The sequence below is a fragment of the Lunatibacter salilacus genome (assembly GCF_009797935.1).
In the GTDB taxonomy this organism is placed as follows: domain Bacteria; phylum Bacteroidota; class Bacteroidia; order Cytophagales; family Cyclobacteriaceae; genus Lunatibacter; species Lunatibacter salilacus.
The window spans coordinates 149,586-162,126 of the sequence record NZ_VOLC01000016.1 but is presented as its reverse complement, the minus strand read 5'-3'; the positions used below and the strand labels follow the sequence as shown (position 1 = coordinate 162,126).

Genomic DNA, 12,541 nt, shown 5'->3' with positions numbered 1-12,541 from the left:
TGTAAAGAAATTTAATATAACCTTTTTACAAACCTTAAAAGCAATGTCTTCCAACTTTTATTTCATTGATATTGCATCAATTGAAAGTATCATCTCAGTTAATGCTGTAGTTCCTAATTACTGTCATACTGCGATTAGTGATTTAATGCTGGCTGACATTGAATCCAATAAGACTATCATTAAATCTCCTATATTAAGTTTTAGCAACTTTTGCAAAATCTATAATGAAAATGAGGATATAAGGATTTGGTTTTCCTATTTTGATAAACTGCTTGAAAATATTGAATTTCATGAAAACAATTTAAACTGGAATAGATTGCTTATAATATCAATGAATCTAAAAATTTTAATTCACCAAATCGATAAACCCAATAGATTCACAGCTCCATATAAAAACCTCCCTCATTTGAATTACTATAGTCCGCAAGTGCTAATTAAAATAAATGAAGATATTAATTTCTTAAAAAAAAATAAAATTTCAATTCCAAAAGCATTTAATTCCCGTATTTAGTTTTACCTATATAGAGTCTAAATTATTTTAACAAACCCATTTAATTTCTTCATTTGGCCTCTGAAAATGGGAAGACATTTTCCAGAATACCACCAACTTTTCTTCCATGGTATGGACGTATTTACTGAGCGTGATTTCTTTCTTATGTACTACCAAGCCCTTTCAATAGGATTTAGTTCTAGGAAGTAAGACGGCTGATAAACCAGTTCCAGTATAGAGTTGTTCAGAAACCATTTTTCAGAAGATTGGCATGGTGGTTTCTGACATTGACCAGAACCATTATAATCTTCGAGTGATTTCTATATATGAACAGTACCTTCATGAGGTGCTTTTTATACTTTTGTAGTTGCCTTTTTCATTAAAGGAAACAGTGATCTGGCGCGTTCCGAAGTTATAGCTGCCCATTGCGATCATTCTCTTTCTTTCCATCTGTTTTAATAATGATGTTCGGCTGGGTACCCACCTCGCCCCATTTATAGCTTACCCTGGCAGTATTTGACAGTGAAACCTCCCCTCTAACAACAAAACCACGTCATCCGGACTTTCCAGAGGTTTTTTTTAAACAGTCCTTGAATTCATCCTGAGCTTGTTCATCCGCCTCGGGATAAAAACCCTTTGCTTTCTGATAGCTCGCCCAAGCTGCGATTATATTATAAATATGGGCTTTCTTATATTCAATCCCGTAGCTTTTTTTGGTCCAGTCAATTAGAATCGGGCCTGTCTATGGTTCAATGTTGTACCAGTGATCGTTGGGGGACACATCCAGAAAAAGACGCAACAATTCCTCAGCCTGTTCGGTGGAGATAAACGGTTTTCATCCCTTTCTCTATTCCCTCCTGCTCGAACCGGTGAACCCAGTTGGTTATTTGTTTGAAGCTGGTCTGGTACAAATCTTCCAATTTTCGGCTTGGTTGTCCAAGAGAAACCTGATACACGACATATAGCCTCATACCGATCGTATACTATTCGTCTGTTTTTAAAAAGGTCCTTATTCCCTGCCCACTAAAATCTCACGCATCACTTTTACAGTAAACTCACCGCTCCCAATTTCTCCCCTATTCCTGAGCTATTTGCCCCTGCCATCCAAAAATAACTTTGACTTCCCATTTTTATTTGATACAATTAGTGTCATAATTTTGACACTAATTGTATCAAACATACTTCTAATTCTTGAAAATGGAAAGGCATATCGTGCATATGGATTTGGATACCTTCTTTGTATCCGTGGAGCGGCTGAAAAACGATGCCCTGAAAGGCAAACCTGTCATCATCGGAGGCAGCTCCGACAGGGGAGTTGTGTCATCGTGCAGCTATGAAGCCCGCACATTTGGGGTGCACTCGGCCATGCCCATACGCCTGGCCAGAAGGCTTTGCCCAAACGCCCATTTTATAAAGGGGGATTATGACGGATACACCTACTATTCACGGCTGGTAACTTCAGTAATCCAGGAACAGGTGCCACTGGTGGAGAAAGCCTCGATCGACGAGTTTTATCTCGACCTGACGGGCATGGACCGTTTTTTCGGTTGTGACAGGTTTACGGCCGAGCTAAAAGCCTCCATCTTCAAAGAGTCGGGGCTGCCGATTTCCTACGCCCTTGCCGTAAACAAACTGGTATCCAAAGTCGCCACCCATGATGCCAAGCCGAACGGCCGGATGACTGTTCCTTTCGGGACGGAGAAGCCCTATCTGGCCCCGCTTCCCATACGCAGAATGCCAGGGGTGGGCGAAAAAGTCTCGGTGCTGCTGGAACGCATGGGGGTGGAGAATATTAGGCTGCTTTCGGAGATACCCGTCCGCATGATGCAGAATCTGTTGGGCAAATCGGGTATCGACCTGTCCAGAAAGGCCAACGGGATCGACGAGTCCCCGGTGATTCCCTACTCCGAACAAAAGAGTATCGGTACGGAGACTACCTTCGAATCCGACACCATCGATATGCGGTTCCTGCATGCCCAGCTTGTACGCATGACGGAAAAGGTGGCGTTTGAGATGCGGCAGAAGCAGAAACTCTGCGGATGCATTACCGTGAAGCTGCGCTACTCGAATTTCGACACGGTCAGCCGGCAGAGTATGATCTCCTACACCAGTTCGGATGAGCTGCTGCTGCGACGGGCCAAGGAGCTTTTTGCCAAGCTTTACGACAGGCGGATGCTTGTTCGGCTCCTGGGCGTGAAACTGAGCCACCTTGTTCACGGAAATCAGCAGATTGACCTGTTTGACAACACCGAGGAAGAGGTGAGGCTGTACCAGGCCATCGACTGGATTAAGAACCGCTATGGGTCCAACGGCATTGCCAGGGCAATCACCTTAAAAAACGTTTGACATGTTTCTGAACTGCAAAACCTGGTTTAGCTACCGCTACGGTACCTTCTCCACCCGGGAACTTGTGGACACCGCGGCGGAAATGGGGCTGTCCTCACTGGGGCTTACCAATATCAACAGTACGGCGGATCTATGGGATTTTGTGGATTTCTGCCGGGAAAAAGACATCAAGCCCATTGCGGGCGCCGAGATCAGAAACGGCGACAGATTCTGTTATGTGCTGCTGGCAAAGAACGACAGTGGATTGCTTGAAATCAACCGGTTCCTTTCCATACACCTGCGGGAAGACCTGGCCTTTCCCGAACGGCCGGACAGCCTTCCGGATGTTTTCATCGTGTATCCCGTTGGAAAATTCACTCCGGCGGCACTGGCCGAGAATGAATTTATCGGGGTAACGGTAGGCGAGTTGAAGCGTCTTACCGAGCGGGAAGTTAAAGCCTATCCCGCAAAGTGGCTGATCCGTCACCCCGTGACCTTCCAGAACACTGTCTGTTTCAACGTGCACAGGCTGTTGCGGGCAATCGGGAAAAACACGCTGATCACCAAGTTGGGTGAGACTGATTTTGCCTCTCCCGGGGAGATGTTTTTGCCGGAAGCGGAATTGATAGCCGCTTTCCGCCATTTCCCGGTAATCATCACCAACACCCTCCAACTAATCGACCAATGCGGCATACAGATGGCCCTGCATACCGACAAAAACAAAAAACATTTTTCAGCCTCCAAGGAGGACGACCGAATTCTCCTGGAAAAGCTGGCTTTTGACGGACTGGAATACCGGTATGGCAGCAACGCAACCGCTAGGCAACGGGTGGTCCGGGAACTGAAAATCATCAACGAACTCAATTTCAACGCCTACTTTCTTATTGTGTGGGATGTGATCCGTTATGCGCAGAACCGGGGTTTTTACCATGTAGGGCGGGGAAGCGGTGCCAATTCGATCGTTGCCTATTGCCTTAAGATTACCGATGTCGACCCCATCAAACTGGACCTGTATTTCGAGCGTTTTCTAAATCCGCACCGGACATCCCCGCCCGACTTTGACATAGACTTTTCATGGAAGGACCGGGATGAGGTCATTGACTATATCTTCAAACGTTATGGCAGGGACCATGTGTCCCTTTTGGGGATGTACAGCACCTTCCAGCGAAGGGCGGTGATCAGGGAACTGGGAAAGGTATTCGGTTTGCCCAAAGAGGAGATCGACAAGCTGGCACGGGGTAAAGACCAGCCGATGAATGAGGATAAGATCCAGCGAACCATCCTCAAATACGGCCAGCTCCTGGAAAACTTTCCCAACCACCACAGCATCCATCCCGGTGGGATGCTGATTTCCGAAAAGCCAATCTACCAGTACACCGTCAATGAGATGCCCCCCAAGGGATTCTGTACCGCCCAAATAGATATGTTTCTTGCGGAAAAAATCGGTCTGTTCAAGCTGGATATTCTAAGCCAACGTGGGTTGGGACATATCAGGGAAGCGGTACGGCTGGTAAAGCGGAACAGGGGAATTGATGTGGATATACACCGGGTGGATGAATTTATGACAGACCCCAGGGTGGCCGCCCAGATCAGAAGAGCCGATACGATCGGATGCTTTTACATTGAAAGCCCAGCCATGAGGCAGCTCCTGTCCAAGCTGAAATGTGACGATTACCTCACGCTGGTGGCCGCAAGCTCCATCATCCGTCCCGGGGTCTCCCAGTCGGGGATGATGAAGCAGTATATCGAACGCTTTCACGATCCCGAAAAAATCGTCTACCTGCATCCCAAAATGAAGGAGCTCCTGGAGGAAACCTACGGCGTGATGGTGTATCAGGAAGATGTGATCAAGGTCGCCCACCATTTTGCGGGGATGGATATGGGGGAGGCCGACATACTCCGGCGTGCCATGTCCGGGAAATACCGGGGGCATGACAAGTTCAACGAGATCAGGGAAAAGTTCTTCGCAAACTGCCGGGAACTTGGGCATAAGGAGACAGTTGCGGCGGAAGTATGGAGACAGATTGAATCCTTTGGGGGGTATTCCTTCTCCAAAGCCCATTCAGCATCCTTTGCGGTGGAAAGCTACCAGAGTCTGTACCTGAAGACCTATTTTCCCATGGAGTTTATGGTGGCGGTCATCAACAATTTCGGGGGCTTTTACGGCACAGAGTTCTATTTTCATGAGCTTAAGCGTGCCGGGGCAGCCGTTTATCCGCCCTGCGTGAACCGCAGTGATTACCTGACGAACATTTCCGGGGATGTGGTATTTGTCGGGCTGATCCATATTGAGCAGTTGGAGAAAACGCTATGTGAGCGGATCCTGACGGAGCGGGAAAGGTCCGGTGCGTTTCTGGGGCTTCACGATTTTATAGGCCGCACCTATGCGGGCCCCGAAATGTTGAATATCCTGATCAGTGTCGGAGCCTTTGGGTTTACGGGGTTGGGCAAAAAGAAACTGCTTTGGCAGGCCAACTTCCTTCAGAAGAGACAGACGGGGGTATCTGCGGAATCACCCGCCCTTTTTAAGGAACCCACCGTTGACTTTACCCTTCCGGACTTTCCGGATTATCCCCTGGAACACGCTATTGACGAGATCAACCTGCTGGGCTTTGCCCTGACCGACATGTTCCGTCTCTGCGCCGATGACGGAAGGAATACGGTGAACGCAAGCGAAATTATGAGTTTGCTTGGTAAGACGGTGGAAATTCTAGGCAGGTTGGTAACGACCAAGGATGTCCGGACGGTAAACAGGGATTATATGGCGTTTGGAACATTTCTGGATTCCCGTGGAGACTGGCTGGACACCGTGCATTTTCCGAATACGCTTAGGCGTTTTCCTTTTCAGGGCAAAGGCTTTTACAGGTTAAAAGGTAGGGTGGTACAGGAATTTGGGGTATTTGCATTGGAAGTTACTTCCATGAAAAAGGTTGGGTTTAAGGATAAGAAGGCGGGTTTGTAGGTGGTTGGGACATGAGTAAAAAAAATTATCTTATTTGTGTTAGATAAGAAGGTAAGGAAAGGGAGTACTGTAGTTTTGGGTGATTACTATTTATTTTCGCATATTTAGGATGATGTAACAGGCCGGGGGAAAAGAAAGGAAAACAGCCGATAACAGTTGGGCTCAATCTGAACTGAATTGTTCAGGTTTAGGCGGTTCCGATTTTAGACCGAAAGTAACGATATCTTATCCCGAAACTCGAAAAATTTATTTGGTTAGTTAGGGATAACATATTCCGTAGTTAGTTGTATTTCTACACTGTAAATTGGAAAAGTCAATAACAGTTTCATTTGAACTATAGCATTAGGAGGTGTTCAATGCTTCATAAATTAAAGGCTAAGGGTAAAAAGAGATGAATCGATTTCGAGGCTGGATAGGTGAGAAAAAAACCGCTTTTTATTTGTGGTTATCTCTACGTAAAAAATCGTATTATAAAGTCCATAATATCATCTTGCCGTCGGAGAATGGAACTACCCAAATTGACCACCTTATTATTTCAATATACGGATTATTCATTGTCGAGACGAAAAATAAAAAGGGGTGGATTTTTGGATCCAAAGAACAAGCCAGCTGGACCCAATCCATTTATGGTAGGAATTACTCATTTCAAAACCCACTTAGGCAAACCTACAGACAAAGAAAGATTTTATCAGCGTTCCTTGACGTGAAGGAATCCAAGATTCAGACAGTTGTTTATTTTACTGGAAATTGCATTTTCAAAACTTCGATGCCCGATAATGTGATTAAATCCAATTTAGGAAGGTATATAAAACAGTTTCGAAACCAGATCCTCGAAATTGATGAGGTCAATCAGATAATTTCAGCAGTGCAAAAGCATTTACAAGAATCTTCTCTTTCCAGCAAAGATCATTTAAGGTCTCTCAGAAAAAGACATTCATCAAATACCATTTGTCCGAAATGTGGATCTAACCTTATTGAAAGAACAGCAAAACAGGGACCCTATGCCGGAAGGAAGTTTTTAGGATGTGAAAAATTTCCCAAATGTCAATTTACAAAAAATGGTTAATTATAAATGACGGCAGTTCCATACCTATTATCCCTTCCTTTCCCTAATTGCTTCAACCTCACCTCCCCGAAATCGTATTCAGCAGTTCAACTTTATTCTTGCTATTTGTCTTTTTAAAGATGTTCTGGATGTGTTTGTTGACTGTCCGTTGGGAGATAAACAACTTCTCACCAATTTCTTTGTAATTCTTACCATCCCTTACGAGTTCGCATATTTCGATTTCTCTGTTTGTCAGGTTATGTTGAATGCAATGGAAAGCAAAGATATCGTCCGGTGTTTTGGTTTGTATTCCTGTCCCGACGCGTCGGGGAGGTCGAGTGTTTCAAATTCTTTTCTTGATTCTCCAATCAGGTTTCGGATAAACAGGACGGTTATTATGATAAAGCCACCGTTAGTCAGCAAAACCTCCGTCAATTGATCTACTTGAAAATAAGCCATAGGAGGCATAAATGTCCATGGGCAGACGGCCAAATAGGACAAGACTGCATCCAATGAAGTTTTTTTTGGTGAATCGATACAGAAATGGTATATCATCTCATTCAAAGAGGGATACCACTTCCCGATAAGATTTAAGAAAGCGGACCGGGCCTGGTCCGCTTTTATTTTTTTCTGCCACTTTTCTGGTGGCCGGCATTGAGGATATCTGACTTTTTGAAATACACCCGGGTGTTGATCACCTGTTCTTTTAAAAAGCCTTCCCTGCGCCAGTTGTTGATGGTGGTGCGGGAACGCCCTAGCAGTTTCATGGCTTCGGGTATCTGTATTAGTTCGTCTTCCGGAACCGGGGGCTGCAGCTCAGGGATTATTCTGGCTGCTACTTCTTCGGCAATCTCAAGTATAAGTTGCCTCTTGTCGATGGGGGAAAAGATCATGTCGTTCATATTCGTTTTTAGTTTGATTGATGGCCGAATATGCGCACAAATGAGCAGGGGTAGTTAGCTGGGGTAGTACACCAACTTTTCGGAAACCCCCGTTATTGGCTGGAATGGGGGTTTTTGGGGTGAAAAAAATTAGGGTGGTTTGTTTATAACGTGGGTAGAGTTTGAAAAGGTGTGAAAAATTAAAAAAGAAATGAACGGATAAATGTTGGTAAATTGCCAATATATTTGTAATTTAAAACCTATGGATAAGATGATACAGGAAACTGAAAAAAAATGGTTCCTACTGGAAACAGAAGCTGATTATAAGGACGCCACCAGCAGGTATGAGCAAATTAAGTATGCGGAGAAAGGGTCCGAATTGCATAGGGAAAAAATGCTTTTGGGTCATCTGATTGCTGAATACGAAAAAAGGCTTTGGGATTTACCAGACGTGGATCCCGTGGAAATGATCAAGATCCGCATGGAGGATTTTGGCTACAACGCATCCACATTGGCAAAAGTGTATGGTGACAGGGGCACAATAAGCAAGGTGTTGAATTACAAGCAATCCCTTTCCCTGACTATGATTAGAAAATTCAGCCAGTTGTTGAAAATACCGGTGGAGTGGTTGATAAGAGAGTACCCGTTGAAAAAGGCAGTTTAACAAGGTATTGGCACTACCCAGAATTGGGTTAGATTAAAAATCATTCCACATTAGAAATTAACGTATTTATTTCATCGGCTCTCAACCCCAGTTTAGAATGGCGGAAAACTGCTTGATGTTTCTAAGCTGTTGGATTCTTTTTGCAGAGAAAACTTGTAGGGTCTTTATTTCTTTCACAGCCCTGACAATATCCTTTTTGATATTATCCGGTGACGATGTCAGCACTTCACACCACGTACCATCAATTCACACCTAAAACTATAGCAAATTATAGGCTATATAGTCATGGCCATTTTTTTGATTGTAGGTCCAATCTAATGCGAATTTAATTTTTTTCTTCTTACATATCAAGTGCTGCTAGAACTTATATTGGTTTTTAGAGAAGCAGGTGAATCTAATTTCAAACTCCTCGTTTTTTCTTGACTTCTCTGCCTACTGACCCTGATTTACTCACCTTTTTACTTCCCTTTTCTTGTTCGGTTCTTTCATTTTAATTGGTTGACTAGATATACCTTATGGGTTTTTGGTGGAATAATTCGCTTTCTCGATAACGCTAAAAGAACGCTAACTATGGTACAGTCATAAGCTCAAATACCGGTTTCCAAATTGCCATCATCAAACCGATAATCAGTATATATTAAGTTAGGTTAAATTAACCTTAACAGTTAGATAATATCTAGAATTGCCATCATACAAATAGATGTGACATTTTTGTGCCTCTCCTAGCATTTCAATATAAATAATCCCTACCCTTAAAAAAAAGAGATGAAAAAAACCCTACTTAATCATGTCACCTACATGAGCAAACTATTTGCGATTTCACTTATACTCCAATGCCTTACTCCTGTTTTTGTTTCTGCATGGACCGGAGGTGAACAGGACAAAAGTATTGAAAAAGGCTCGATTAACCTTTCGCTAAATGAATTGAATGGAGAAAAGGTCCTCCATGAATCGGCGAAAGACCGCAATTCCAATATCGTGCTTGCTAGTGATGAAATCGATGAATTACCTTCAAATTCTTTTGAATTGCGCGGCAAAAGTCCATCCGATTCACTCGTGGAAAAAGACTCACAGCCAAATGAAAATTTCAAATATGGGGGTCAGAAAATCCAAGCCAAGAAATCTTATCCAATTTTAAATGGCTTGGAAAAAATGGCTATTTCAGTTTCTGGGACTATAATTGATTTTAAAGGTGTGCCAATTCCTGGAGTTACAGTTATGGTGCCGGGAACCGGTATAGGTACTGCCACCGATCTGGATGGGAAGTATACCTTGTCAATACCGGAGGGGTCAACATTGGTGTTTTCTTTTGTTGGGTATGTATCACAGAGTATAGTTGTAGGAAGCCGAAGTATAATAGATGTCACACTTTTGGAAGATCTTTCTTCTATGGAGGAGATAGTCGTGGTAGGATACGGAACTCAGCTAAAGGAAAGTATAACCAGCTCTATAGCCACAATCAGCGGTGATCAGATACAAAAACTTCAGGTTGGCTCATTTACAGAAGCCCTTGTGGGAAAGGTTTCCGGAGTTCAGATAACCCAAACTACCGGTGCGCCCGGATCCGCTCCCTCCATCCGGATAAGAGGTGCGGGATCCATAACTGCAGGGAATGAGCCGCTTTATGTTGTGGATGGTTTTCCGTTGGGAAGAGAAGCGTTAAGTAGTTTAAATGCAGGCGACATAAAGTCAGTAAGTATATTAAAAGATGCCTCCGCTACCTCCATTTACGGTTCAAGAGGTGCAAATGGAGTAGTTCTTGTAACAACAAACCGGGGGGAAACCGGCGGAGCAGTAGTCAGTATCAATAGCTACGTAGGGTATCAATCCATAACCAAGAAGCTAGACCTACTCTCACCAGATGAATATGTAGAATTTGCAGTTGATGCAATTAACAATGCCTGGGAATATTTAGGAAATGACCGAAATGACCCGAACAGCGCACGGCCACCTTTCTATCAAATAACACCCTATTTATATGACAAAGAAAATTGGGTGACTACGGATTGGCAGGACGCAATTTTTCGGACAGCACCGATTTCTGACAATCAGGTATCTATTTCCGGGGGGGCTGAGTCAATAAGGTATGCCATATCTGGAGGGTATTTTTCCCAAGATGGATTAATAAAGAATTCGAACTTCAAACGATACTCATTAAGAACCAATATAGATGCCAACCCCATCGAACGTTTACGTATTAGTGGATCATTAAGTACAACAATTGTAAACAATAAAAAAGCCAGAGATGTGGGCCAATTCGGTCAGGGAATTATTGGCTCCGCTATCAACAGTCCCGGCTTTTATGGGACGGTAAATGAAGACGGAAGTTATCCTTCGTTTGAGGGTTTTCGATACCATAGCTCTTCGGTTCCAAATCCTATGAGCTTTATAAATGAATATGATGATAGGGAAAATCAAAATAGGATAATCTCCAACTTGTCGGCAGAATTGGATTTGCTGAAAGGAATGTACGTCAAATCCATTGTTGGTTTTGATTACAATATTATACGGGAAAATTCCTTTCGAAACAGTTACGTATATGATCTGCCCGCAAACCCAGGTCATACAAGAGGGGAGCAGCCCGCTAACGGAAGTTACAATTCCATTTCAGACTTCAACTGGTTATGGGAGAATACGCTTCACTATGATTTTAATATTGGAACAGATCATGATTTTTCAACCTTGGCTGGCTTCACTTCACAAAAAGCAACTATAGAAACGAGTGGGATAGGGGCCACTAATTTTCCCAATAATCTTGTGCCAACTCTTAATGCGGGACAGATTACGGGAGCAAGTACCACAAAATCAGAATGGTCCCTTATGTCCTATCTTGCGAGAATAAATTATTCATTTGCAAAAAAATATTTTGCCAGTGTTGTTATGAGAACAGATGGATCATCCCGGTTTGGAGCCAATAAGAAATGGGGGATGTTTCCGTCCGCGTCTTTGGGTTGGATGATTTCAGACGAAGGTTTTTTTACTGCCCAGTGGGTGAATTTTTTAAAAGTTAGAACCAGTATGGGACTTTCCGGCAACAATTCAATTCCAAACTTTGGTTCTATCGGACTTTTATCCTACAGCGATTATGTAATTGGTGGAAATTTGGTTTCGGGAATCAACCCGTCCACTTTATCCAACCAGAATCTTGGTTGGGAAAAATCAGAGCAAATCGATTTCGGTATGGATCTGGGTATCTTCGAGGACAGAGTTAATTTGATTGTTGATATCTACCAAAGTATTAATAAGGATTTGCTTTTGAATGTGCCGGTTCCCAGCGTTTTGGGCGTTACTAATACCCTGCAAAACATAGGGAAAGTCAGAAACCGTGGATTGGAGGTGACCCTTAGCACAAAAAACATAACCGGCAAGTTTGACTGGTCATCAGAAATAAACTATTCGTTTAACAGAAACGTGGTGTTGGAGTTAGGGCCAGAGGGAGACCCGATTATTTCTACTTCAAACCAGGCCTCCCATATCACTCAGATTGGATATCCTATCGGAAGTTTCTATGGATATGTGTTTGAAGGTGTTTATAATACACAGGAAGAAATTTCGGCGAGGCCTTCCTTACCTACCGATGATCCGGGATCTCCAATTGTCAAGGATGTGAATAACGATGGTATAATCAATGCTTTGGACCGCACCATCATTGGAAGCCATGAGGCAGATTTTCATTATGGAATCAACAATGAATTTTCATATGGCAATTTCCATTTAGGGATCCATCTCCAAGGAGTGCACGGAGTAGAAGTAATGAATTTGGGAATGAGACAATCCCTGTCTATGACCGGAAGAACAAACAATTTGGGAATTGCGAGGGATCGGTGGAGATCTCCTGAAGACCCGGGAAATGGTGAGGTGTTTAAAGCAAGCTTGGATGTCAGAGGTGTCAGGAGAAACCCATCAACTTTTTATATGGAGGACGGATCCTATTTAAGAATAAGGAATATCACGCTCGGATACACAATTCCCCCTCAAACGATAAATACTATCGGAATGTCCGCAGCAAGAGTCTATTTTTCCGCTCAAAATCCATTGACAATCACAAAGTATTCCGGCTACAATCCTGAAGTTAGTTCTTACCATAATGCGCTAACTCCAGGAGTGGATTATTTTAATTACCCGATAGCTCAAAGCTATTCTTTAGGAATCAACATCACCCTTTAATTAACTG

Annotated in this window: 11 protein-coding genes; 6 read left to right on the top strand and 5 right to left on the bottom strand. The window is 43.4% G+C overall.

The annotated features are described in order from the left end of the window. Nucleotides 1-511: hypothetical protein (locus tag FQ608_RS20140; protein WP_234364290.1), on the top strand; the 511-nt coding region annotated here is incomplete at its 5' end. A 532-nt stretch (nucleotides 512-1,043) separates the two neighbouring features. Here the strand turns inward: FQ608_RS20140 and FQ608_RS28140 are convergent. Both FQ608_RS28140 and FQ608_RS20130 read right to left on the bottom strand, forming a co-directional pair. Next, nucleotides 1,044-1,223 carry a winged helix-turn-helix domain-containing protein gene (locus tag FQ608_RS28140; protein WP_158860298.1) on the bottom strand — a complete coding sequence of 60 codons (180 nt, stop codon included), beginning with the start codon at nucleotides 1,221-1,223 and terminating at the stop codon, nucleotides 1,044-1,046. 73 nt (nucleotides 1,224-1,296) lie between these two features. Continuing rightward, the gene (locus FQ608_RS20130) at nucleotides 1,297-1,461 is read right to left on the bottom strand and encodes a hypothetical protein (protein WP_158860287.1); all 165 of its coding nucleotides are present in this window, start codon (nucleotides 1,459-1,461) and stop codon (nucleotides 1,297-1,299) included. Nucleotides 1,462-1,687: 226 nt separating this feature from the next. Between FQ608_RS20130 and dinB the strand changes: the two genes are divergently transcribed. From dinB to FQ608_RS28135, 3 genes are all read left to right on the top strand, one after another. Beyond that, nucleotides 1,688-2,836, top strand: coding sequence for a DNA polymerase IV (dinB, locus tag FQ608_RS20125; RefSeq protein ID WP_158860286.1), 1,149 nt, complete (start codon nucleotides 1,688-1,690; stop codon nucleotides 2,834-2,836). Between the two features lies 1 nt (nucleotide 2,837). After that, complete coding sequence (locus FQ608_RS20120) at nucleotides 2,838-5,777, top strand: DNA polymerase III subunit alpha (RefSeq protein ID WP_158860285.1); 2,940 nt, start codon at nucleotides 2,838-2,840, stop codon at nucleotides 5,775-5,777. Nucleotides 5,778-6,168: 391 nt separating this feature from the next. Further along, nucleotides 6,169-6,843 (top strand): nuclease-related domain-containing protein, encoded by a 675-nt coding sequence (locus FQ608_RS28135; protein WP_158860297.1) that lies wholly within the window; start codon nucleotides 6,169-6,171, stop codon nucleotides 6,841-6,843. Between the two features lie 58 nt (nucleotides 6,844-6,901). Here FQ608_RS28135 and FQ608_RS27575 read toward each other — a convergent pair whose 3' ends face one another. The 3 genes from FQ608_RS27575 to FQ608_RS20105 all read right to left on the bottom strand — a co-directional run bounded on the left by FQ608_RS27575 (nucleotide 6,902) and on the right by FQ608_RS20105 (nucleotide 7,724). Then, nucleotides 6,902-7,057, bottom strand: coding sequence for a helix-turn-helix transcriptional regulator (locus FQ608_RS27575; RefSeq protein ID WP_234364292.1), 156 nt, complete (start codon nucleotides 7,055-7,057; stop codon nucleotides 6,902-6,904). A 17-nt stretch (nucleotides 7,058-7,074) separates the two neighbouring features. Further along, nucleotides 7,075-7,335, bottom strand: a complete 261-nt coding sequence (locus FQ608_RS27570) for a hypothetical protein (RefSeq protein WP_234364289.1) — start codon at nucleotides 7,333-7,335, stop codon at nucleotides 7,075-7,077. Between the two features lie 107 nt (nucleotides 7,336-7,442). Then, entirely contained in the window at nucleotides 7,443-7,724 is a 282-nt protein-coding gene (locus FQ608_RS20105; protein WP_158860284.1) for a helix-turn-helix domain-containing protein, read from the bottom strand. Nucleotides 7,725-7,965: 241 nt separating this feature from the next. Here FQ608_RS20105 and FQ608_RS20100 point away from each other — a divergent pair, with 241 nt between their 5' ends. Beyond that, nucleotides 7,966-8,367, top strand: coding sequence for a helix-turn-helix domain-containing protein (locus tag FQ608_RS20100; protein ID WP_158860283.1), 402 nt, complete (start codon nucleotides 7,966-7,968; stop codon nucleotides 8,365-8,367). A gap of 765 nt (nucleotides 8,368-9,132) precedes the next feature. Beyond that, nucleotides 9,133-12,534 (top strand): SusC/RagA family TonB-linked outer membrane protein, encoded by a 3,402-nt coding sequence (locus tag FQ608_RS20095; protein WP_158860282.1) that lies wholly within the window; start codon nucleotides 9,133-9,135, stop codon nucleotides 12,532-12,534. Nucleotides 12,535-12,541 lie beyond the last annotated feature (7 nt).